This is a genomic window from Pseudomonas sp. Z1-29, from assembly GCF_051131995.1.
Lineage (GTDB): Bacteria > Pseudomonadota > Gammaproteobacteria > Pseudomonadales > Pseudomonadaceae > Aquipseudomonas.
Map to the genome: position 1 here is coordinate 1571703 of NZ_CP071645.1, position 22783 is coordinate 1594485.

The 22783-nt window shown below is 62.8% G+C and carries 22 protein-coding genes; 10 read left to right on the forward strand and 12 right to left on the reverse strand.

All coding sequences use genetic code 11. The annotated features are described in order from the left end of the window. Positions 1 to 48: 48 nt before the first annotated feature. Complete coding sequence (locus tag J3P84_RS07350) at positions 49 to 2940, reverse strand: ribonucleoside-diphosphate reductase subunit alpha (protein ID WP_305499377.1); 2892 nt, start codon at positions 2938 to 2940, stop codon at positions 49 to 51. Positions 2941 to 3797: 857 nt separating this feature from the next. Here J3P84_RS07350 and J3P84_RS07355 point away from each other — a divergent pair. Together J3P84_RS07355 and J3P84_RS07360 are read left to right on the forward strand one after the other, a co-directional pair. Beyond that, a complete protein-coding gene (locus J3P84_RS07355; protein WP_434601592.1) occupies positions 3798 to 4520 on the forward strand; it encodes a response regulator in 723 nt (240 codons plus the stop codon). Further along, on the forward strand, positions 4517 to 6127 hold the full coding sequence (locus J3P84_RS07360; RefSeq protein ID WP_434629008.1) for an ATP-binding protein: 1611 nt from the start codon (positions 4517 to 4519) through the stop codon (positions 6125 to 6127). Before J3P84_RS07355 ends, J3P84_RS07360 begins: the two co-directional genes overlap by 4 nt. A gap of 200 nt (positions 6128 to 6327) precedes the next feature. Here J3P84_RS07360 and J3P84_RS07365 read toward each other — a convergent pair whose 3' ends face one another. Both J3P84_RS07365 and J3P84_RS07370 read right to left on the reverse strand, forming a co-directional pair. Beyond that, entirely contained in the window at positions 6328 to 7053 is a 726-nt protein-coding gene (locus J3P84_RS07365; protein WP_434629010.1) for a 4'-phosphopantetheinyl transferase family protein, read from the reverse strand. A 203-nt stretch (positions 7054 to 7256) separates the two neighbouring features. Next, on the reverse strand, positions 7257 to 8048 hold the full coding sequence (locus J3P84_RS07370) for a dienelactone hydrolase family protein (protein WP_434629012.1): 792 nt from the start codon (positions 8046 to 8048) through the stop codon (positions 7257 to 7259). A 143-nt stretch (positions 8049 to 8191) separates the two neighbouring features. Here J3P84_RS07370 and J3P84_RS07375 point away from each other — a divergent pair, with 143 nt between their 5' ends. The 3 genes from J3P84_RS07375 to J3P84_RS07385 all read left to right on the forward strand — a co-directional run bounded on the left by J3P84_RS07375 (position 8192) and on the right by J3P84_RS07385 (position 10906). Beyond that, entirely contained in the window at positions 8192 to 8791 is a 600-nt protein-coding gene (locus J3P84_RS07375) for a hypothetical protein (protein ID WP_434629014.1), read from the forward strand. Between the two features lie 94 nt (positions 8792 to 8885). Next, complete coding sequence (locus J3P84_RS07380; RefSeq protein ID WP_434629016.1) at positions 8886 to 9563, forward strand: response regulator; 678 nt, start codon at positions 8886 to 8888, stop codon at positions 9561 to 9563. Then, positions 9560 to 10906 (forward strand): ATP-binding protein, encoded by a 1347-nt coding sequence (locus tag J3P84_RS07385; protein WP_434629018.1) that lies wholly within the window; start codon positions 9560 to 9562, stop codon positions 10904 to 10906. The genes J3P84_RS07380 and J3P84_RS07385 overlap by 4 nt, the downstream gene beginning before the upstream one ends. Before the next feature lie 187 nt (positions 10907 to 11093). Here J3P84_RS07385 and J3P84_RS07390 read toward each other — a convergent pair whose 3' ends face one another. Next, complete coding sequence (locus J3P84_RS07390; protein ID WP_434629020.1) at positions 11094 to 12092, reverse strand: AraC family transcriptional regulator; 999 nt, start codon at positions 12090 to 12092, stop codon at positions 11094 to 11096. A 334-nt stretch (positions 12093 to 12426) separates the two neighbouring features. Here J3P84_RS07390 and J3P84_RS07395 point away from each other — a divergent pair, with 334 nt between their 5' ends. Further along, positions 12427 to 13779, forward strand: a complete 1353-nt coding sequence (locus tag J3P84_RS07395) for a dicarboxylate/amino acid:cation symporter (RefSeq protein ID WP_305499392.1) — start codon at positions 12427 to 12429, stop codon at positions 13777 to 13779. Between the two features lie 307 nt (positions 13780 to 14086). Next, positions 14087 to 15262: a CaiB/BaiF CoA transferase family protein gene (locus J3P84_RS07400; protein WP_434629022.1), complete on the forward strand. Its 1176-nt coding sequence runs from the start codon at positions 14087 to 14089 to the stop codon at positions 15260 to 15262. A gap of 118 nt (positions 15263 to 15380) precedes the next feature. Here the strand turns inward: J3P84_RS07400 and J3P84_RS07405 are convergent, their stop codons facing one another. Both J3P84_RS07405 and J3P84_RS07410 read right to left on the reverse strand, forming a co-directional pair. Continuing rightward, positions 15381 to 15875, reverse strand: a complete 495-nt coding sequence (locus J3P84_RS07405) for a SprT family zinc-dependent metalloprotease (protein WP_434629024.1) — start codon at positions 15873 to 15875, stop codon at positions 15381 to 15383. Positions 15876 to 16037: 162 nt separating this feature from the next. After that, positions 16038 to 16640: a Yip1 family protein gene (locus tag J3P84_RS07410; RefSeq protein WP_305499396.1), complete on the reverse strand. Its 603-nt coding sequence runs from the start codon at positions 16638 to 16640 to the stop codon at positions 16038 to 16040. 396 nt (positions 16641 to 17036) lie between these two features. Between J3P84_RS07410 and ttcA the strand changes: the two genes are divergently transcribed. Both ttcA and J3P84_RS07420 read left to right on the forward strand, forming a co-directional pair. Further along, positions 17037 to 17861: a tRNA 2-thiocytidine(32) synthetase TtcA gene (gene ttcA / locus J3P84_RS07415; protein WP_434572407.1), complete on the forward strand. Its 825-nt coding sequence runs from the start codon at positions 17037 to 17039 to the stop codon at positions 17859 to 17861. A 68-nt stretch (positions 17862 to 17929) separates the two neighbouring features. Then, positions 17930 to 18604, forward strand: a complete 675-nt coding sequence (locus tag J3P84_RS07420; protein ID WP_434629027.1) for a DNA-3-methyladenine glycosylase I — start codon at positions 17930 to 17932, stop codon at positions 18602 to 18604. Positions 18605 to 18703: 99 nt separating this feature from the next. Here J3P84_RS07420 and J3P84_RS07425 read toward each other — a convergent pair whose 3' ends face one another. The 3 genes from J3P84_RS07425 to arsC are packed head-to-tail and all read right to left on the reverse strand — an operon-like array spanning position 18704 to position 20077. Continuing rightward, on the reverse strand, positions 18704 to 19129 hold the full coding sequence (locus tag J3P84_RS07425; RefSeq protein ID WP_434629029.1) for a DUF2069 domain-containing protein: 426 nt from the start codon (positions 19127 to 19129) through the stop codon (positions 18704 to 18706). Then, entirely contained in the window at positions 19122 to 19727 is a 606-nt protein-coding gene (gene wrbA / locus J3P84_RS07430; RefSeq protein ID WP_434629031.1) for an NAD(P)H:quinone oxidoreductase, read from the reverse strand. The genes J3P84_RS07425 and wrbA overlap by 8 nt, the downstream gene beginning before the upstream one ends. Beyond that, entirely contained in the window at positions 19724 to 20077 is a 354-nt protein-coding gene (arsC, locus tag J3P84_RS07435) for an arsenate reductase (glutaredoxin) (protein WP_434629033.1), read from the reverse strand. The genes wrbA and arsC overlap by 4 nt, the downstream gene beginning before the upstream one ends. A gap of 106 nt (positions 20078 to 20183) precedes the next feature. Here arsC and J3P84_RS07440 point away from each other — a divergent pair, with 106 nt between their 5' ends. After that, positions 20184 to 20651: a TlpA family protein disulfide reductase gene (locus J3P84_RS07440; RefSeq protein ID WP_434629035.1), complete on the forward strand. Its 468-nt coding sequence runs from the start codon at positions 20184 to 20186 to the stop codon at positions 20649 to 20651. Between the two features lie 75 nt (positions 20652 to 20726). On the opposite strand, the gene J3P84_RS07445 is transcribed toward J3P84_RS07440, so the two are convergent. From J3P84_RS07445 to J3P84_RS07455, 3 genes are all read right to left on the reverse strand, one after another. Continuing rightward, positions 20727 to 21131: an META domain-containing protein gene (locus J3P84_RS07445; RefSeq protein ID WP_434629037.1), complete on the reverse strand. Its 405-nt coding sequence runs from the start codon at positions 21129 to 21131 to the stop codon at positions 20727 to 20729. Next, positions 21131 to 21565, reverse strand: coding sequence for a hypothetical protein (locus J3P84_RS07450; protein WP_434629039.1), 435 nt, complete (start codon positions 21563 to 21565; stop codon positions 21131 to 21133). The genes J3P84_RS07445 and J3P84_RS07450 overlap by 1 nt, the downstream gene beginning before the upstream one ends. A 182-nt stretch (positions 21566 to 21747) precedes the next feature. Next, positions 21748 to 22737: a 2-hydroxyacid dehydrogenase gene (locus J3P84_RS07455; protein ID WP_434629041.1), complete on the reverse strand. Its 990-nt coding sequence runs from the start codon at positions 22735 to 22737 to the stop codon at positions 21748 to 21750. Positions 22738 to 22783: the final 46 nt, after the last annotated feature.

The window sequence follows — 22783 nt, forward strand, 5'->3', positions numbered from 1 at the left end:
ATCGGGGGCTTTCCTCAGCAGGCGCCTTTCAGCGCCCACCCGCTCAGCTTATTGGCAAGCTTCGCAATCCGGCTCGTCGATGGCGCAGGCTTTTGGCACTGGCGCAGGGCCGGCTGGAGCAGCCAGGACCGAATCGTCACCGTGGTTGCCGCCAGCGGAAACCGCGTTCAGCTTACCGGTGTTGATGGTCGACTTCTCGGTGCTGGTGGCGGCCAGGGCACGGAGGTAGTAGGTGGTTTTCAGGCCACGGTACCAGGCCATGCGGTAGGTCACGTCGAGCTTCTTGCCCGAAGCGCCGGCGATGTACAGGTTCAGCGACTGAGCCTGGTCGATCCACTTCTGGCGACGGCTGGCGGCGTCTACGATCCACTTGGTGTCCACTTCGAACGCGGTGGCATAGAGCTCTTTGAGTTCCTGCGGGATGCGCTCGATCTGCTGTACCGAACCGTCGTAGTACTTCAGGTCGTTGATCATGACCGAGTCCCACAGGCCGCGAGCCTTGAGGTCGCGAACCAGGTACGGGTTGATCACGGTGAATTCGCCCGACAGGTTCGATTTCACATACAGGTTCTGATAGGTCGGTTCGATCGACTGCGACACGCCGGTGATGTTGGCGATGGTCGCGGTCGGTGCGATGGCCATGATGTTGGAGTTACGGATGCCTTTCTGCACACGGGCGCGAACCGGAGCCCAGTCCAGGGATTCGTTCAGGTCGACATCGATGTACTTCTGGCCGCGCTGGGCGATCAGGATCTGTTGCGAGTCCAGCGGCAGGATGCCCTGGGACCACAGCGAACCCTGGAACGTCTCGTACGAACCGCGCTCGTCGGCCAGGTCGCAGGAAGCCTGGATCGCGTAGTAGCTGACCGCTTCCATGGACTTGTCGGCGAACTCGACCGCAGCGTCCGAACCGTACGGGATGTGCTGCAGGTACAGCGCGTCCTGGAAGCCCATGATGCCCAGGCCGACCGGACGGTGCTTGAAGTTGGAGTTCTTCGCTTGCGGCACCGAGTAGTAGTTGATGTCGATCACGTTGTCGAGCATGCGCACGGCGGTGTTCACGGTGCGTTGCAGCTTGGCGGTGTCCAGCTTGCCGTCGACGATGTGGTTCGGCAGGTTGATCGAGCCCAGGTTGCAGACCGCGATCTCATCCTTGTTGGTGTTCAGGGTGATCTCGGTGCACAGGTTCGAGCTGTGGACCACGCCCACGTGCTGCTGCGGGCTGCGCAGGTTGCACGGGTCCTTGAAGGTAAGCCATGGGTGGCCGGTCTCGAACAGCATCGAGAGCATCTTGCGCCACAGGTCTTTGGCCTGGACGACTTTGAACAGCTTGATCTTGTTGTACTCGGTCAGCGCTTCGTAGTACTCGTAGCGCTCTTCGAAGGCCTTGCCGGTCAGGTCGTGCAGGTCTGGCACTTCGGATGGCGAGAACAGGGTCCACTTGCCGTCATCGAAGACGCGCTTCATGAACAGGTCCGGGATCCAGTTGGCGGTGTTCATGTCGTGGGTACGACGACGGTCATCACCGGTGTTCTTGCGCAGCTCGATGAACTCTTCGATGTCCATGTGCCAGGTTTCCAGGTAGGCGCAGACCGCGCCCTTGCGCTTGCCGCCCTGGTTGACCGCAACGGCGGTGTCGTTGACCACTTTGAGGAACGGCACGACGCCCTGGGATTTGCCGTTGGTGCCCTTGATGTAGGAGCCCAATGCGCGAACCGGGGTCCAGTCGTTGCCCAGGCCACCGGCGAATTTCGACAACATGGCGTTGTCGTGGATGGCGCCGTAGATGCCCGACAGGTCGTCCGGCACGGTGGTCAGGTAGCAGCTCGACAGTTGTGGACGCAGGGTGCCGGCGTTGAACAGAGTCGGGGTCGACGCCATGTAGTCGAAGGACGACAACAGGTTGTAGAACTCGATGGCACGGTCTTCACGCTGCTTCTCTTCGATCGCCAGGCCCATGGCCACGCGCATGAAGAACACCTGCGGCAGTTCGAAACGCACGCCATCCTTGTGGATGAAGTAACGGTCGTACAGGGTTTGCAGGCCCAGGTAGGTGAACTGCTGGTCGCGCTCGTGGTTGATCGCCTTGCCGAGTTTTTCCAGGTCGAATTCGGCCAGGACAGGGTTCAGCAATTCGTACTCGATACCCTTGGCGACATAGGCCGGCAGGGCCTTGGCGTACAGGTCGGCCATTTCGTGGTGGGTCGCGCTCTCGGCAACTTCCAGGAAGCTCAGGCCTTCGGCGCGCAGGGTGTCCATCAGCAGGCGGGCGGTCACGAACGAGTAGTTCGGCTCGCGCTCCACCAGGGTGCGGGCGGTCATCACCAGCGCGGTGTTGACGTCCTTGAGGGCGACGCCGTCATAGAGGTTCTTCAGGGTTTCGCGCTGGATCAGGTCGCCGTCGACTTCTTCCAGGCCTTCGCAGGCTTCGGTGACGATGGTGTTCAGGCGGCCCATGTCCAGTGGCGCCAGGCTGCCGTCGGCGCGGGCGATGCGGATCGAAGGGTGGGCCTGGACCGGTGCGTCGGCCGGCGTGCGGATGGCGCGTTCCTTGGCCCGGGAGTCACGGTAGATCACGTAGTCGCGGGCGACTTTCTGCTCGCCGGCACGCATCAGGGCCAGTTCGACCTGGTCCTGAATTTCTTCGATGTGGATGGTGCCGCCCGACGGCATGCGACGCTTGAAGGTCGCGGTGACCTGTTCGGTCAGGCGGGCCACGGTGTCGTGGATTCGCGACGAGGCGGCAGCGGTGCCGCCCTCAACTGCGAGGAACGCTTTGGTGATGGCGACGGTGATCTTGTCATCGGTGTAAGGAACGACAGTCCCGTTACGCTTGATCACGCGCAGCTGGCCAGGCGCGGTGGCGGACAGATCCGGGCTCGAATCGGCGGCCAGCGGCGCGGTGCCCTGCGGGTTCTCGCGAGTTGTGTCGGTGTGCATGGGTGTCTCCACGTTCTCTATGTTTATTTGGGCACCATCACGGTGCCCACCGTTCCGTCCTGAAGCACTACAACCGGCTGGCGCCGGGTATAACAACTTCGGGACAGTAGGAAGCGGGCCGGTGGCACCGCTTCCATCCGAAGTTCTCGGGTCGCGAGCCTGGGCTCGAAACCGGGTTTGCCAGGTGGCAGCAAAGGACTGCAACACCCGTACCGTTCCGGTCGTTTTCGACCTTGGAAACAGTTGCCATCCGCAGGGGCGGTCTGGGTTTGGAAAAATGCGCTGTTGCAGCAAGACAGAGGCAAGAAAAGCGCTTGAATTCTCTATCCGACTTGTGTTTGGTTTTTGGCCTGAAACCCTACATGTAGGGTTTTTTGCGCGGCGGGCTACAAGATAATGCGTTTTGGGGGATGAATCAACGTGCTACCTGTGGATAAGCCTGTGCGTAATTTGTGTGCGAAACGTGGAACTGCTCTGTAGGCCGCGACCTTGCTGGAGCGAGCCTTTTTTCAACGATTTCGAGCGGCCGAAAACAGCTTGGTGTTTTTGCGGGCGCGCACGTTACCACACACATCCGGCTCGACCGAGCGCATTTGTCCGCTTGTTTTCCATGCAGCCGCCGTTTATACAATCGGCCGGTGCATGAGCGGGATGATCCTCCTTTGATATGACAAAAAGATGGGAGGACGCAGGTTTTCAAGTGGACACTGTTGTGGCGAGGGAGCTTGCTCCCGCTGGGCTGCGTAGCGGCCCCAGAATTTTACGGTCGCTGCGCAACCGAGCGGGAGCAAGCTCCCTCGCCACAGGGTGAGCGTTCATCCTTTCTTTTTATAGCTACAACAAGACGAGGCCCCTCCGTGGAACAAGAAGCCTGGCAGATATTGATTGTCGAGGATGACCAGCGCCTGGCCGAGCTGACCCGCGAATACCTGGAAAGCAACGGCCTGCGCGTCGCCATCGAGGGCAACGGCGCGGTGGCGGCCCAGCGGATCATCGACGAGCAGCCGGACCTGGTCATTCTCGACCTGATGCTGCCCGGCGAAGATGGCTTGAGCATCTGCCGCAAGGCGCGCGAACACTACGACGGGCCGATCCTGATGCTCACCGCGCGGGCCGACGACACCGACCAGATCCAGGGCCTGGACCTGGGCGCCGACGACTATGTCTGCAAGCCGGTGCGCCCGCGCGTCCTGTTGGCCCGCATCCAGGCCCTGTTGCGGCGTAGCGAGCCGGAGCCGTCCGCGGCGCCGAAGCAGCGACGCCTGGAGTTCGGCCCGTTGGTGGTGGACAACGCCTTGCGCGAAGCCTGGCTGCAGGGCAACGGTATCGAGCTGACCAGCGCCGAATTCGACCTGCTCTGGCTGCTGGTGTCCAACGCCGGGCGCATCCTGTCCCGCGAGGAAATCTTCACCGCCCTGCGCGGTATCGGCTATGACGGCCAGGATCGCTCCATCGACGTGCGCATCTCGCGCATCCGTCCGAAGATCGGCGACGACCCGGACCATCCTCGATTGATCAAGACCATCCGCAGCAAAGGCTACCTGTTCGTCCCTGAAGCCTGCGTAGACGCGACCCCGTGAACTCCATCTTCCTGCGCATCTATGGCGGCATGTGCGCGGCACTGGTGCTGGTGGCGGTGCTTGGCGTGCTGGCGCTGCACCTGCTCAACCAGACGCGCGGCGAGCAATACCGCGAGCGCCTGGCCCATGGCACGTTTTCCTTGATGGCCGACAACCTGCGGCCGATGAACGACACCGAACGGCGCCGGGCCCTGGCGGTGTGGGAGCGCCTGCTGGGCATTCCGCTGGCGTTGCAGACGTTCAGCCAGACCGACCTCGACCTGGGCCAGCGCACCCGGGTATTGCGCGGGCAGGTCCTGGTGGAGCAGATCGGGCCGCATGCGGCGAAGGTTTATCGGCTGGTCAGCGACGGCGAGCAGTTGACCCTGGTCGGGGAGGTTCGCCAGATCAGCGAGCAACTGGCCCGGGCGACCATTTACCTGTTGGCCGACGAACTGGTGCGCTATCCGGTAGCCGAGCAACCCGAGCGGCTGGCGCAACTCAAGCAGGAAAAAGGCTTCGGTTTCGACCTGCGCCTGATGACTGTCGAGCAGGCGGACATGGACGACGACCAGCGCCGGCGGGTGGCCGAGGGCGACACGGTGATGGCCCTGGGCAAGGGCGCCGACTCGATCCGGGTGTTCGCCGGCATGGTGGGGACGCCGTGGGTGCTGGAAATCGGCCCGCTGTACCAGATGAATCCGTACCCGCCCGAGTGGCTGGTGCTGATCGCCGCGCTCGGGTTGAGCCTGATCGGCCTGATTGTCTATCTGCTGGTGCGCCAGCTGGAGCGGCGTCTGCGTGGCCTGGAGTCGGCCGCGACCCAGATCGCCCAGGGTAGCCTGGAGACCCGCGTACCCGCTCGGGGCGCTGACTCGGTCGGGCGCCTGGCAGCAGCGTTCAACGGCATGGCCGAGCACTTGCAGCAACTGCTGGCGATCCAGCGCGAGTTAGTGCGCGCGGTGTCCCATGAACTGCGTACACCGGTGGCGCGCCTGCGCTTCGGCCTGGAAATGCTCGGCAGCGCCAGCACGCCCGAGGCCCGGGACAAGTACCTGGCCGGCATGGATCACGACATCGAAGACCTGGATCGGCTGGTGGATGAAATGCTGACGTATGCGCGGCTGGAGCAAGGGTCGCCGGCGTTGAATTTCCAACGGGTCGACCTGGATGCGTTGGTCAACCAGGTCATCGAAGAACTGGGCCCGTTGCGCGCCGGGGTTACCGTGGAGCGCGGTCTGTGCCTGTCCGCCGCCGATTGCGACGGCGCCTGGGTCGAGGCCGAGCCACGCTTTTTGCATCGGGCGTTGCAGAACCTGGTAGGCAATGCCATGCGCCACGCCAGATCCCAGGTGACCGTCAGTTACCAGGTCGGCCAGTTGCGCTGTCGGGTCGACGTCGAGGATGACGGCCCGGGCGTACCGGAGGCGGCCTGGGAGCGGGTGTTCAAGCCATTCCTGCGCCTGGACGACAGCCGCGCACGCGCGTCGGGCGGCCATGGGCTGGGGCTGTCGATTGTGCGGCGGATCATCCATTGGCACGACGGCCGGGCGCTGATCGGCAAGAGCAAGCGCCTGGGCGGGGCGTGTTTCAGCTTGAGCTGGCCGAGGCATCAGGATCGGTCTTGAAATATGGGGTGCCCGACCTGCCGTCATCGCGAGCAAGCTCGCTCCCACAGTGGATCTGGTGAACACCAATGCCGTGCCCAACCCCGAATCCATGTGGAGCCTGCTCGCGAAGAGGTCCCGAAAGTCTCCCACATTGAAATGCAGTCCAACCTGTGGGAGCGAGCTTGCTCGCGATGAGGCCCTGTAAAGCGCCAGAAATCTCAGGCCTTGACTCCCAACAGGCTCAACAACTGCCCATCCTTCACCCCAAACTGCCCCTGCAGCTCACTGCCATGGCGCCACTCGGTCGACAGATCGGTCAATAACCGCAGCCGCGCTTGCCCGGAGTGGGACCACTCGACTATTTCGGCATGCTCGAAGTAGAAACGCTGCCCGACGATGGGGTACAGCGCCTTGAACAGGCTTTCTTTCATCGAAAAAGTCAGGGTGACCAGCAATGCGCGGTCATCCTGCGGCGCGGTGGCCATGCGCAGCAGTTCCGCCGGGGTGAGGATTTCACCGGCCAGGCGCTCGGCGCGTTCGGGGTCGAGGAGGTTTTCCAGATCCATGCCCAGCCCTTGCCAGTCCCGTTTTTGCGCGACGATTGCCGCGGCCCGGCCGGTGCTGTGGGTGATCGAGCCGCTGACATGGGCCGACCACACCGGGGCGCGGTCTTCGCCGATGGCCGGCACGTCGGCCTGCCCGTCGAGGCGCAGCAGTGCCGCCCGGGCACAGATCCGCCCGGCGAGAAACTCCGCCTGACGTTTGGCTACCGAGCGCCGGATGCTCGCCGGAGGCTCGATGGCGCTGTTCGGAAAATCGTCAGCGACAAGCAACATCGGATCGAAGCGAGTACTGAGCAGCACCGTATCGGGCAGGGCGTCAGGCAGCAGCCATTGGTCATCCAGGGGCGAACAGCAGGCGGGCAGGGCAGGGAGTGGGTTCATGCCGGGCATTTTGCCGGGTTGGCTTGCGCCTGGGTAGTGGCAGGGGCTGTGAGCGAGGAGGCTTTTGTGGCGAGGGAGCTTGCTCCCGCTGGGCGGGCTGGCGCTCCAGCGCGAAGCGGCCCTGAAATCTTGCGGTCGCTGCGCAACCGAGCGGGAGCAAGCTCCCTCGCCACGGGTGATGGTTTCAGCTGAAAGACCCGCCGTCAGTTGAAAATCTTCTTGAAGAACTTCTGCATATCCGCCCACGACTTCTCGTCAGCTTCCTTGTTGTAGGCGATGTCCGGCCCACCATGTTCGCCATGGCTCAGGCGGTCGGCGTCGGGGTTGCTGAAGCCGTGCTTGGCGCCTTCCAGGCTGACAAACTTGTAGTCGGCGCCGGCCTTGTCCATCTCGCTCTTGAACGCGGTGACGTTGTCTTCGGTGACCATGCTGTCCAGCGCGCCGTGCTCCACCAGGATCCTGGCCTTGACGCTGCCGGGGGTGGCCGGCGTGTTGGTGACCAGCGCGCCGTGGAAGCTCACCACGCCGGCCAGTGGAACGCCTTGGCGCGCCGCGTCCAGCACCACCTTGCCGCCGAAGCAGTAGCCGATGGCGGCGAGTTTGTCCGGGTCGGTCTGCGGTTGTTTCTTCAACAGGTCGAGGCCGGCCTGGAAGCGCGCGCTGGCCGCCTTGCCATCCTTGAGCGCGGCCTGCATGAAGCCCTTGGCGTCCTCCGGATGCTCGGTGTTCTTGCCGTCGCCGTACATGTCGATGGCCAGGGCGCTGTAGCCCAGGCCGGCGAGGTCACGGGCGCGGCGCTTGGCATAGTCGTTCAGCCCCCACCATTCATGCACCACCACCACGCCGGGGCGCGGGCCTTTGACCGCGTCGTCATAGGCGTAATAGCCGATCAGCTTCGTGCCGTCGGCACTGGTGTAGGGAATCTCCTGGGTCTGGATGGCGGCGTGGCTCGCGCCGCTCAAGGCCAGAAGTACAACAGCAAGCAACCTGCGCATGATCGATCTCCTTAAAAAGTTTGTTGGAACAGACTAGCCGATTCATTCAGCCCAGGTTCAGAGAACGTTCAAGAGGGGTTCAGGGACCCCTGGATATCGTGGCTGCGACTTCACACAACCACCGCATCACAAGGAACCTGACCATGACTCATATGAAAAAACTGCTGCTGGCCTTCACCGTGCTGGGCGCCAGCGCCCTGGCCCATGCCGATGACAACTTCGCCGGCCTGACCCTCGGCCAGACCAGCGACAAGGTCAAGAAATCCAACGCCCTGGACAGCGCGCTGAACAACCCGAACGCCGACGGTATCATCGGCAAGGACACCACCTACGGCCTGCGCCTGGGTCGTCAGAATGACCAGGGCCGCTACTACGCCACCTACGACAACGTATCGGGCACCCACAACGGAATCAAGCTGCGCCAGGAAAACCTGCTGGGCAGCTACGATCTGTTCTATCCGGTCACCGCCAGCACCAAATTGTTCGGAGGTGGCACGGCGGGGCTGACTAAGTTGACCCAGGATTCCCCAGGCTTCAGCCGCGACAGCGATATCGGTTATGCCGTTGGCCTGCAAGGCGGCGTGCTGCAGCAGATTTCGCAAAACACCTCGGTGGAACTGGGTTACCGTTACCTGCGCAGCAATGCCAGCACCGAGATGAGCCCGCGCGATGGCGCCAAGGTGGGATCGCTGGACCTGACCAGCAGCGCCCAGACCTACCTGTCCGCCAACTATACGTTCTAGGCGGCAGGGCAATGATGACGTGAAGCCGGATCGGCGCGTACGATCCGGCGCCTTTGGTTGGAAATTGGTTGTTTGATTCGCCTGGGAGAGGCCCATGAAACTATTGGTTGTCGAAGACGAAGCGTTGTTGCGCCACCACCTGCAAACCCGTCTCACCGACAGCGGCCATGTGGTCCAGGCCGTGGCCAATGCCGAGGAGGCCTTGTACCAGGTCGGCGAATTCAATCACGACCTGGCGGTGATCGACCTGGGCCTGCCGGGCATCAGCGGCCTGGAACTGATTCGCCGGTTGCGCTCGCAGGACAAGACCTTTCCGATCCTGATCCTGACCGCCCGCGGCAACTGGCAGGACAAGGTCGAAGGCCTGGCTGCCGGGGCCGATGACTACGTCGTGAAGCCGTTTCAGTTCGAAGAGCTCGAAGCCCGGCTGAATGCACTGCTGCGTCGCTCCAGCGGTTTCACCCAGTCAACCATCGTGGCCGGTCCATTGTTGCTCGACCTCAACCGCAAGCAGGCGTCCCTCGGTGACGAGCCGCTGGCCTTGACCGCCTACGAATACCGCATCCTCGAGTACCTGATGCGCCATCACCAGCAGGTGGTCGCCAAGGATCGCCTGATGGAGCAGCTTTATCCCAATGACGACGAGCGCGATCCCAATGTGATCGAAGTGCTGGTCGGGCGCCTGCGCCGCAAACTGGAAGCCCCGGCCGGGTTCAAGCCGATCGATACCGTGCGTGGCCTGGGTTACCTGTTCAACGAGCGCTGCCAGTGATTCGTTCGCTGCGGCTGCGGTTGATGCTGGCCGCCATGACATTGGCGGTGCTGTTCATGCTGGCGTTGCTGCCGGCGATGCAGGGCGCCTTCAGCCTGGCCTTGCAGGAATCCATCGAGCAGCGCCTGGCTTCGGACGTGACCACGCTGATCTCCGCCGCCCGGGTCGAAAACAATCGCCTGAAGATGCCGGCGCAATTGCCCGATGAGCGCTTCAACCTCGCCGATGCCCGGCTGCTGGGCTACATCTATGATCGCGAGGGGAGGCTGGTCTGGCGTTCGAAGGCGACCCAGGAAGAACACATCAACTACGCGCCGCGCTACGACGGGCTGGGCAACCAGTTTGCGCGCATCCGCGAGGACAACGGCCAGGAGTTCTTCGTCTACGACGTTGAGGTCAAGCTGCTCGGGGGCCAGAGCGCGGCGTTCAGCATCGTCACCCTGCAGCCGGTGCACGATTACGAAATGACGCTGCAAGGCCTGCGAGAAAACCTTTACCTGGGGTTCGGCGCCGCGCTGGCGGTGCTGCTGGCGCTGTTATGGATCGGCCTGACCTGGGGCTTGCGGGCGTTGCGCCGTCTGAGTCAGGAATTGGACGAAATCGAAACCGGCACCCGCGAAAGCCTCAGCACCGCGCATCCCCGCGAGCTGTTGCGCCTGACCGGCTCGCTCAACCGCCTGCTGCACAGCGAGCGTGAGCAGCGCAGCCGTTATCGGGACTCCCTCGATGACCTGGCGCACAGCCTCAAGACACCGCTGGCGGTGCTGCAAGGCGTCAGCGAGGACATGGCTCGGCGTCCCGAGGATCGTGGGCAGGCCTGGGTGCTGCAAACCCAGATCGAGCGCATGAGCCAGCAGATCGGCTACCAGTTGCAGCGCGCCAGCCTGCGCAAAAGCGGCCTGGTGCGCCATCAGGTGCCCTTGCGCCCGGTGTTGCAAAGCCTCTGCGACACGCTCGACAAGGTCTATCGCGACAAGCGCGTGCAGGTCGAATTCGACCTGCCGGAGGATTGCCAGGTGCCGATCGAGCAGGGCGCCTTGCTGGAGATGCTCGGCAACCTGTTGGAAAACGCCTATCGGCTGTGCCTGGGGCACGTGCGGGTGAGCGTGCACCAGACGCTCGGCGGGACGGAGTTGAGCATTGAGGACGATGGACCGGGCGTGCCACCGGACCAGCGTGCACGGATCCTGCAGCGGGGTGAACGGCTGGATCGCCAGCACCCGGGGCAGGGGATCGGCCTGGCGGTGGTAAAAGACATCATCGAGAGCTATGGCGCCCGGTTGACGCTGGGAGATTCAGAGCTGGGCGGGGCGGCGTTCCGGATTCATTTCTCGGTGGTTTGACTGGAACATTTTCGGTGTGTTTGCCGGCCCCTGTGGCGAGGGGATTTATCCCCGCTGGGCTGCGTAGCAGCCCCCCAAACAGACAACTCGGTGTGTCAGGTAGATTGAGTCACTGCTTTAGGGCTGCTGCGCAGCCCAACGGGGATAAATCCCCTCGCCACGGGGGCAGCACATTCGATGTCACCACTCAGCTCTCCTGCTCCCGATAAGCCCCCGGCGTCACCCCCGTCCACTTCTTGAACGCCCGATGAAACGCCGACGGTTCGGAGAACCCCAGCTGTTCGGCGATCTGCTGCAACGACAGGTCTGCGCGGCCCAGGTGGTAGATGGCGATATCCCGCCGCAACTGATCCTTGAGCTCCTGGAAGCTGGTGCCTTCCTCACGCAGATGCCGGCGCAGGGTCTGCGAGCTGATATGCAGATGCGCCGCGACCGTGTCCAGGTCCGGCCAGCGCGCCGTGTCGCGGCTGAGCAGGCGCCGCAATTGGCTGGTGAGGCTGTGGCCATCGTCCGGGCGCGAGAGCAGGTCGGCGGGGGAGCGTTCGAGAAAGTGCTTGAGGGTTCGCTCGTCCTGCAGCAACGGCATTTCCAGGTAGCGGGCATGGAATAACAAGCTGCTGCTTCGCGCCTCGAAGACCAAGGGGCAGGAGAACAGCAAGTCGTACTCCGCGCCGTGGCTTGGCCTGGCATAGCTGAACGTCGCTTGTTCCAGGCCGATCCGCTGGCCGATCAGCCAACTGCCGAGGCGATGCCAGATGACCAGCAGGCTTTCGGCCAGGAAGTGGTCGGGATCACGCAGTGTCGACTCGTCCAGGCTCAGCCTTACCCGTTCGCCTTCAGCTTCGAGGGTCAGGCTCGGGGCGTCGGGGAACAGGCTGTAGAACAACAGGCCGCGCTGCAGCGCCTTGCCCAGCGTCCGACAGTGGATCAACGTGTGGCACATCATGGCGAACGTCCCGGGTTTACTCGGTGCCCGGCCAAATCCCAGGTATTCGTCCGCCAATGCGACCCACAGCGCCTGCAACAGGCGGGCGAATTGCTCGGGGGCGATTCGCGCGCGCGGCTCGTCCAGCAGCTCCGGGCTGATCCCCAGTTGCTGCAGCAGGGGAACGTAGTCGAACCCCTGGCGACGCGCGCCACCCAGGGCGGCGCGGGCGAAGTGGCTGGCGATGGTGCGTTGGCGCATGGCACAAATCCGTCCGTTGAGCGGACGAATGGTAACAGGGCGTCTGGGCTCGACAAGGCGGATATCCGCCAAATCCAGGAACGTGACGCGGGAGGTTGGCGGAAAACCGCCAAGTTTGGGCGTGCGTTTAATTTCCAGGTAAGAAGCAAACGCCGTCTGCCCCGGCACTTGTAGGACGTTTCGTAAAAATGGCACGGGCCTTGCGATGCCATACACAGGTCTGCCGCGTGCAGCCGACAAAAAACAAATCCCTCCAGTGCAGGAGGGTTCGCAATTGAGGTGTCGTGGACAACAGGTGGATGTTGTCACACGGGACTCTTGAGGAAGGTTTGCCATGACGACTCGTCAGCCACTGTACAAATCCCTGTATTTCCAGGTGATCGTAGCCATTGCCATCGGCATTCTGCTCGGCCACTTCTACCCGCAGACCGGCGTTGCCCTCAAGCCGTTCGGTGACGGGTTCATCAAACTGATCAAGATGGTCATCGCACCGATCATTTTCTGTACCGTCGTCAGCGGCATCGGCGGCATGCAGAACATGAAATCGGTCGGCAAGACCGGCGGCTATGCACTGCTCTATTTCGAAATCGTTTCCACCATTGCCCTGCTGATCGGCCTGGTCGTGGTCAACGTCGTGCAGCCGGGCAACGGCATGCACATCGACGTGTCGACCCTGGACACCAGCAAGATCGCCGGCTTCATCAATGCCGGTAAAGACCAGAGCATCGTTGCCTTCATCCTCAACGTGATTCCGAACACCATCGTCGGCGCCTTCGCCAACGGCGACATCCTGCAAGTGCTGATGTTCTCGGTGCTCTTCGGTTTCGCCCTGCATCGCCTGGGTGCCTACGGCAAGCCGGTGCTGGACTTCATCGATCGCTTCGCTCACGTCATGTTCATCATCATCAACATGATCATGAAGCTCGCGCCGATCGGTGCGTTCGGTGCCATGGCCTTCACTATCGGTGCCTACGGTGTCGGTTCGCTGGTGCAACTGGGCCAGTTGATGATCTGCTTCTACATCACCTGCGTGGTGTTCGTGCTGGTGGTGCTGGGCGCCATCTGCCGCGCCCACGGCTTCAGCGTGATCAAGCTGATCCGCTACATCCGTGAAGAACTGCTGATCGTGCTGGGCACCTCCTCGTCGGAATCGGCCCTGCCACGCATGCTGATCAAGATGGAGCGCCTGGGTGCCAAGAAGTCCGTGGTGGGCCTGGTGATCCCGACTGGCTACTCGTTCAACCTCGACGGTACCTCGATCTACCTGACCATGGCTGCGGTGTTTATTGCCCAGGCCACCGACACCCCGATGGACATCACGCATCAGATCACCCTGTTGCTGGTGCTGCTGTTGTCCTCCAAAGGTGCTGCCGGCGTAACCGGTAGCGGCTTCATCGTACTGGCGGCCACCCTGTCGGCCGTGGGCCACCTGCCGGTTGCCGGCCTGGCGCTGATCCTCGGCATCGACCGCTTCATGTCCGAAGCTCGCGCGCTGACCAACCTGGTCGGTAACGCCGTTGCTACCATCGTGGTTGCCAAGTGGGTCAAGGAACTGGACGAAGACCAGTTGCAGACCGAGCTGGCTTCCGGTGGTCGCGGTATCTCCGACGTGCGTGAAGATGACGAGCAGATCGCTCAAGCGCAGATTGTCGCGGCTGAATCCGCTGCTCCAGGCGCTGTGAAGTAAGCTTCAGGCTGCAACGAAAAACCCGCTTCGGCGGGTTTTTTATTGCGCCGCATTTTCCAGGTGAGGCGCTTTTGTGGCGAGGGAGCTTGCTCCCGCTGGACTGCGCAGCAGTCCCCCTGCGTATAACCTGAAGCTATGCGGTGGCAGATAGATCCTGGGGCTGCTTCGCAACCCAGCGGGAGCAAGCTCCCTCGCCACGACAGCCCTCGCGCTGAGCGGATTTGTCAGCCCGAACGACACCCCCGGTAATTGCCCCATCGCCAGGCCCTGCCTAGTCTTGAACGCACCATTCAAGCGGAGATCGCCCATGCAAGGCCCACTGGCATCGCTCAAGGTTCTGGATTTTTCCACCCTGCTGCCCGGCCCGTTTGCCTCGTTGTTGCTGGCGGACATGGGCGCCGAGGTGCTGCGCATCGAATCGCCGGAGCGTCCTGACCTGCTGCGGATATTGCCGCCCCACGACCAGGACACCTCGGCCAGCCATGCCTACCTCAACCGCAACAAGCGCAGCCTGGCCCTGGACCTCAAGCAGCCGGCGGCACTGGAGATCATCAAGCGGTTGCTGGACGACCATGACATCCTGCTGGAACAGTTCCGCCCCGGCGTGATGGAGCGGCTGGGCCTGGGTTACGAAGCCTTGAAGGCGATCAATCCCCGGCTGATCTACGTGTCGATCACCGGTTATGGCCAGACCGGCCCGTTCAAGGATCGCGCCGGCCATGACATCAACTACCTGGCCCTGGCCGGGCTGGCGAGCCACACCGGTCGGGCCGACAGCGGGCCGCTGCCGCTGGGCATCCAGGCGGCGGACATCGCCGGTGGTTCGCTGCACGGGGTGATCGGCCTGCTGGCGGCGGTCATTGCCCGCCAGCAGAGCGGGCAGGGCCAGCACCTGGACGTGAGCATGACCGACTGCGTCTTCAGCCTGAACGCACTGGCCGGCGCCGGTTACCTGGCCTGCGGTGTGAAACCGGGGTGGGAAAACCATGCGTTGAACGGTGGCAGTTTTTATGATTACTACCGCACGCGGGATGGTCGCTGGATGTCGGTGGGCAGTCTCGAGCCAGGGTTCATGCAGGCACTGTGCGCGGCCTTGGGGCGGCCGGAGCTCGCCGCCCAAGGCCTGGCGCCCGAGCAACAGCAGCGGCTCAAAGAGCAATTGCGCGCCGAATTCGAGAAGCGCGATTTTGCTGACCTTTGCGCGCTATTCGCCGAGGTGGATGCCTGCGTCGAACCAGTGCTGGAGCTGGACGAAGCGCTTGAGCATCCGCAGTTGAAGGCCAGGCATCTGGTCACCCAAGTGCCCCGTGGCGACGGGTCGAGCCAGGCGCAGATGGCGTGCCCGTTGAAGTTTTCCGAAGGCTTGCCCGAGCCTCGGCATATAGGCGCGAGGCTGGGGGCGCATACGGAGCAGGTGTTGCGGGAGTTGGGGTTCAGTGATGAGCGGATTGCCCGGCTGCGGGATGACGGGGTGGTTGTGTAGTGCTCTCTCGGGCCCTTTCGCGAGCAGGCTCGCTCCCACAGGGATTGTGAACGCCGCAGACCCTGTGTGGGAGCGAGCCTGCTCGCGAAGGGGCCAACCCAGACACTACAAAAACCAGCTACTCGACCCGCGTCTCCCCGCTGAACACCAACGTACTGCGACAACTTCGGCACAAGTACCGCCGCCCCTGGCGGACCAGGCTGTGGCGCTGTGCGGTAAAGGGGAAGTCGCTGCCGTCGCACGGGCACTTGTAGATGTAGCGGGTGGCGGTGCGGCGTTTTATCTCGTAGGTGTGGCAACGGTTGGGCGGCAGTTCGTAGACCCCGCGCATGATCAGTTGCCATTCCTCGCCATGGGCCTGGATGCGGTCGCCAAACAACTGATGGGCGATCAGGTGCGCGACTTCGTGGGCAACGGTCTGCTTGAGGAAGTCGTCGGCGTTTTCCCGGTACAGCTGGGGATTGAAACGCAGCAGGTTTTCATGAAGGTGCGCGACACCGGCCTTCTGGCCGCGCAACTTGAGGCTGACCACCGGGCGTTTGAAAGGACGTTTGAAAAAGGATTCGGCTTGTTGGTAACACTCTTCGACGCGGGTATTGAGTTGCTCGAGCATGCTTTACGGGTCTCCAGAAAGCCGAGTATGCCGCAAGCGCTGGCCGTTGCGAATCGCCCAGCTGCCCAGCGGTCGTTTCGCCGGCCCCAGGCACAGGAAGGCCGCCTTGCGGCGGCCTGTGTTGGCAGATCGTCTTTTTTCCCGGAGGGCGTGTGCAAGCCTTCAGTTGGTATAGACCGGACCCACGCCCAATCCCCAGACAATGACCGTGAACGCCATGATGGCGACCAGCACGACCAGGCCGACGGCCAGCACCGAGCTGGAAAACAGGAAGCCTTCGTCCTGCGGGATGTTCATGAACGTCGGCAAACCCACGTACAGCAGGTAGACCGTGTAGCAGATCGCCGCGGTGCCGACGATCATCCCCAGCCACATGTGCGGGTAGAGCGCTGCCAGCCCGCCAATGAACAACGGCGTCGCGGTGTAGGTAGCGAACGCGACACAACGGGCCAGGCTCGGGTTGGCGTCATAGGTGCGAGCCATCCAGTGGATGAACGCGCCCATCACCGCCACGCCGCCCAACATCGCGAGGTACGACATGATGGTCATCCACAGCGCGCTTTCCAGGGTGAGCATGACCGGTGGGCGATTGCCGATGACCCATCCCACCTGCGTGGTGCCGATGAACGCCGACACCGCCGGGATAGCCGCGAGGATCAGCGTGTGGGTGAGGTACATGTGGCTGATGCTTTCCTCCTGATCGCCACGGATTTCCTTCCATTCTTGATCAGGGTGGGTAAAGAGCCCCACGACATGATGGATCATAGTCAGTCACTCCTTTGTTATTGCCATCGCCCCCCAACGGAGCGCCTACGGGCCAAAGGGCCGGGTAAGTAAAGGTCTGTAAGTGTGTGCGACCTTATGCCGCAGTATAGAAAGGAGTGACCGCCAAGGGGATGGGCGGCTTAGAGCAAATCGCGCTGTAACGAAGCGGCTTAATCGCGACCTGATCTGTGCGCTGTACGCTATGCCAGGCAAATCCGCCCCGTGGCGAGGGAGCTTGCTCCCGCTCGGCTGCGAAGCAGACGCCAACAGGGCAGTCCCAGAGGGTCGCTTCGCAACCCAGCGGGAGCAAGCTCCCTCGCCACGAAGGGCGGTGCCACGGGAGGGATTTTTTGCGTAAAATGCCGGCCTTTCGTCACACCTCACGGATTTCGCGTCATGGGCACTCTCACGGTCAACCAGAACAAACTGCAAAAGCGCCTGCGCCGCCTGGCCGGTGAGGCCGTCGCCGATTTCAACATGATCGAGGATGGCGACAAGGTCATGGTCTGCCTGTCCGGCGGCAAGGACAGCTACACCTTGCTCGACGTGCTGATGCATCTGCAGAAAGTTGCGCCGATCAAGTTCGACATCGTTGCCGTGAACATGGACCAGAAGCAGCCGGGCTTTCCCGAGCACGTGCTGCCGGCCTACCTCGAATCGTTGGGCGTTGAATATCACATCGTCGAGAAAGACACCTATTCGGTGGTCAAGGAACTGATCCCCGAAGGCAAGACCACCTGTTCGCTGTGCTCGCGCCTGCGCCGTGGAACGCTCTATACCTTCGCTGACCAGATCGGCGCGACCAAGATGGCCCTGGGTCACCACCGCGACGATATCGTCGAGACCTTCTTCCTCAACATGTTCTACAACGGCTCGCTCAAGGCCATGCCGCCCAAGCTGCGCGCCGACGACGGGCGCAACGTGGTGATCCGTCCGCTGGCCTATTGCAGCGAGAAGGACATCCAGGCCTATTCGGATTTCAAGCAGTTCCCGATCATTCCCTGCAACCTGTGCGGCTCCCAGGAAAACCTGCAACGCCAGGTGGTCAAGGAGATGCTCCAGGAATGGGAGCGCAAGACCCCGGGCCGTACCGAGAGCATTTTCCGGGGCCTGCAAAACGTCATTCCGTCGCAACTGGCGGACCGCAACCTGTTCGATTTCGCCAGCCTGCGCATCGACGAAAGCGCCACGCCGCGGTTCGTCAATGTGGTGAATCTCTGACGGTCCCAGCGATAGCTATTCACGGCGCTTGCGAGCGCCGTTTTTTATTTCCGACCTCAGGAGAGGGCATGCGCGATTACAAGTGGCTGCACGAGTATTGTCTGAACCGCTTCGGTTCGGCGGCTGAATTGGAAGCCCACCTGCCTGTACCCAAGACCCCGGCGCAACTGCGCAAGATCAGCGATGATCGCTACCTCTCGACCATGGCGCTGCGGGTGTTTCGCGCCGGGCTCAAGCACAGCCTGGTCGACGCGAAATGGCCGGCGTTCGAAGAGGTGTTTTTCAGGTTCGACCCGGAAAAGGTCGTGCTGATGAGTGCCGAGCACCTGGAGCGGCTGATGCAGGATGCACGGATCATCCGCCACCTCGGCAAGCTCAAGAGCGTGCCGCGCAACGCGCAGCTGGTGCTGGATGTGGCCCATGAAAAGGGCAGCTTCGGTGCGATGATCGCCGATTGGCCGGTGACCGATATCGTCGGCTTGTGGACCTACCTGAAAAAACACGGCCATCAGTTGGGCGGCCTGTCGGCGCCGCGTTTCCTGCGGATGATGGGCAAGGATACGTTCGTGCCCAGCTATGACGTCGTGGCGGCGCTCAATGCCCAGGACCTCATCAATAAAGTCCCGACCAGCCTGCGGGACCTGGCTACCGTGCAGAATGCGTTCAACCAGTGGCATGAAGAGAGTGGCGGGCGGCCGCTGAGCCAGATCTCGATGATGCTGGCTTATACCGTGAATCATTGAAACCGAGTTGCGGCCATCGCGAGCAAGCTCGCTCCCACAGGGGATTTCTGAACGCCGCAGATCCAGTGTGGGAGCGAGCTTGCTCGCGATGGCGGTCTATCAGGCGACGGAGATATCGCCCTCGCCAGCCAACCGCCGGTTCAACTGGAAACGCCAGCGCACATATAGCAATGCCGAGCAGAACAGCGCCACGCTCGCCGCCATCTCCAGCACGCCGAACCATTGCCGGTTCGGATCGTAGGCCGCCAGCGCGCCCTTGATGAAATACAGATTCACCACGAAGCACATCCACGAATGCCCGCGCGCGCTGCCGCTGAGCATGCCCGGCGCGAGTAGCAGCAGTGGCACCAGTTCGATCAGCAGAATCACCCAGGGGCGCGCGCCGTGCAGATCGGCGATCAGCAGGTAATACCCACTGAGCAGCCCCACCAGGCCGAAAAAGCACAGCAGGCTGAGGTTACGAGCGATGTGCACACGCGGCTCCAGCCACTCGACCGGCGGCAGGATCTTCGGCTTCTTAGCCACGGCGGTTCTCCAGCAACAAAGCGGTTTTTGCCAGGCGCAGGCCCAAGGCGCGGCACAGGGCGACTTCGTGTTCATTCAAGCCGCTTTTACCGTCGGCGCCGGCGTGGTGGCTCGGGCCGTAGGGTGTGCCGCCGCCCTGGGTGTCGATCAGGGCCGACTCGCTGTAGGGCAGGCCGGTGATCAGCATGCCGTGGTGCAGCAGTGGCAGCATCATCGACAACAGCGTGGTTTCCTGGCCGCCATGCAGGCTCGCGGTGGAGGTGAACACCCCGGCCGGCTTGCCCACCAGGGCGCCGGTCAGCCACAGGTTGCTGGTGCCGTCGAGGAAGTATTTGAGCGGCGCGGCCATGTTGCCGAAGCGGGTCGGACTGCCCAGGGCCAGGCCGGCGCAGTTCTTCAGATCATCGAGGCTGGCGTAGAGCGGGCCCTGTTCGGGGATCTCCGGCGCCACCGCCTCGCACTCGGTGGAGATCGCCGGCACCGTGCGCAACCTGGCTTCCAGCCCGGCCTGCTCGACGCCGCGGGCGATCTGGCGGGCCATTTCGTTGGTAGAGCCACTGCGGCTGTAATACAGCACCAGGATATAGGGCGTGCTCACGGCAGGATCTCCAGGATTTTCTCCGGTGGGCGACCGATCACCGCTTTGTCGCCGACTTCGAGAATCGGCCGTTCCATCAGTTTCGGGTGGGCGGCGATGGCGGCGATCAACTGCGCCTGGCTCAGGCTTTCGTCAGCCAGGTCCAGGGTCTTGTATTCATCTTCGCCGGTGCGCAACAACTGGCGTGCCTCAATGCCGAGCTTGCCCAGCAGCCGCTCCAGCTGCGCAGCGTCCAGCGGGGTTTCGAGGTAGCGGACCACGGTTGGCGCCAGGCCACGGGCTTGCAACAGTTCCAGCGCACCGCGGGATTTCGAGCAGCGCGGGTTGTGATAAAGCGTCAGATCAGTCATGAGCGGGTCGCATCTTGCGTAAGGTGGCGGCTATTCTACTGTGCTGCGAGGCCCCTAGCACCTGATGGGGTCGCGCAGCTGTTCACATTCAGACAAGGATCGGCACATGGCAAGGCGATTGGCGGCGGCACTGACATTCATCGGCTTTTTATTGCTCGGCGGCTGCGGCAACGATTACGGCGTGGACCAGAACGGTCAGCCGATTGCCGCGCAGCGGCTGGACAACCAATGGCTGGTGCTCAACTACTGGGCCGAGTGGTGCGCGCCGTGTCGCACTGAAATCCCCGAATTTAATGCCTTGGCCGAACAGCTCAAGGGACGCAACGTAGGTGTCTTCGGGGTCAACTTCGATCAGGTGCAAGGCGAAGAACTCAAGAGTGCCAGCGAGAAGCTGGGCATCCGCTTCACCGTACTGGCCCGGGATCCGGCCGAGTTCTTTGATGTCCCGCGCAGCGAAGGCCTACCGGTGACGTACATCATCGACACCCAGGGCAAGGTGCGTGAGCAACTGCTGGGAGAGCAGACGGCGGCGGCGGTAATGGCCAGGCTGGAGGCGTTGCAAGCGCTAAAATAGCCTGATTGGGAATAGGCACTTTGTGGCGAGGGGATAAATCCCCTCGCCACAGGCAGAAGCTGGTTGACCTGGGCCTCAACCCTCTTCCAACCACCACCGCAACGGCTTGCCCTGGGCCGGCCAGAAACGGGTCTGGCCCGTGGGCGATACGTCCCAGCGCTCGACCTTCTCCAGCGCCTGCAAGAAACGCGTCTCTTGCTCCATCAACGCCGGGGCGCAGAGTTTGCGGGTGCTGCCGATCCTGCCGAAACTCAAGCGGTCGCCTTCCAGGGTGTAGGGCGCAAACCAGTGGTTGCAGCCGGCATTGCCGTAGGCACGGCCATCGTCGTCGAGGGTGATGGTCAGGTGGCTGTAATCCATCAACGGCCGCTCGCCGATCCATTCGAGGATGTAGCTGCGGTTGTGTTGCAGTTGCACCGGATCGGCGGCGCAGCCCATCAGGCCGACGCCCATCAGCGTGGCCAGGACCAGATGTTTCATCAGGCGGCTTCCTGGCATTTCGGGCAGCGGTGTTTCTCCCCGTCGGTCGTCCAGCCCAGCTCGGCAATGCGTGCGCTGGCGGCCGGTTTCTGGGCCTTGGTGCCGAGCTTGGCATCGACGGCGAACTCGAAGCTCAGTTCCTTGGCGCATTGGTCGCACTTGACCTGCCAGGTGTGGATCGCCAGTTCACCGAACACCGGACCGGTGGTCATGGCGGTCCATTGGCCCATCGGCTTGAGCAGATGGCGAACGGTGTCGACGGTCAGGCGCATGGAAAGATCCTTGCTGCCCTTGAGGGTGACCAGCAATACATCGTTGGCCTGGATCGAGCCGCCATTGCCGGTGACCTGGTAACGGCCCGGCGCCAGGGCGCGGACCTCGGTCAAGGTGTGCTGCGGGTTCATCAGGGTGTAGCGAAAATCGTGTTCGGCCATGGGTCCTCCAGATAGGCGCGACATGCTAGCACGGGGGCTGGCTTGGGCATCGCCTACAAGCGGAGCGGGCCGACGAAATCCCCCTGTGGGAGCGAGCCTGCTCGCGAAAGCGGCGCCTCAGTCGATCGACGTGTGGCTGACACACCGTCTTCGCGAGCAGGCTCGCTCCCACAGGGGATATGTCAGCCATCCACCAGGTTCTGCGGAGCGCCAGCCGCCCAGGCGGCGATGTTGTCGAGGGTGGTGGTGGCAATCGCGGCCAGTGCTTCGCGAGTCAGGAACGCCTGGTGTGCAGTCACCACGACATTGGGGAAGGTCAGCAGCCGCGCGAGCACGTCGTCCTGCAACGGCAGGTCGGAGCGGTCCTCGAAAAACAATTCGGCCTCTTCCTCGTAGACATCCAGCCCCAGGTAACCCAGCTGGCCGCTTTTCAGCGCTTCGATCAGTGCCGGCGTATCCACCAGGCCGCCGCGTCCTGTGTTGATCAGCATGGCGCCGCGTTGCAGGGTTGCCAGGGAATGAGCATTGATCAGGTGTCGGCTCTGGTCGTTGAGCGGGCAGTGCAGGCTGATGATCTGCGCCTGCGCCAGCAGATCGGCCAGAGGCAGGTAGCGGGCCCCCAAGGCTTCGACCTGAGGGTTGGGGAACGGGTCGTAGGCCAGCAACTGGCAACCGAAACCGGCCATGATCCGGGCGAAGGTCGCGCCGATCTGTCCTGTGCCGACCACGCCCACGGTCTTGCCCACCAGGTCGAAGCCAGTCAACCCATTCAGGCTGAAATTGCCGTCCCGGGTGCGGTTGCAGGCGCGGTGCAGGCAGCGGTTCAAGGCCATGATCAATGCCACCGCATGTTCAGCCACCGCATGGGGCGAGTAGGCCGGCACCCGGGCGATGCTCAGCCCCAGACGCTTGGCGGCGGGCAGGTCGACATGGTTGAAGCCGGCCGAGCGCAGGGCAATCAGCCGGGTGCCGCCGGCCGCGAGTCGTTCCAGCACCGGCGCGCTCAGGTCGTCGTTGATGAAGGCGCACACCACCTCGCACCGTTCGGCCAGGGCCACGGTGTCGAGGCTCAGGCGTGCCGGCTGGAATTGCAATTCAAGGCCGGCGGGTACGGCGGCCTTGCTGAAACTGTCACGATCGTAGGTCTGGCTGCTGAATAGAATTGCACGCATGGCGGCCTCCTGGCGCTGGGATGAACCGAGCTTAACAGCCATTGTG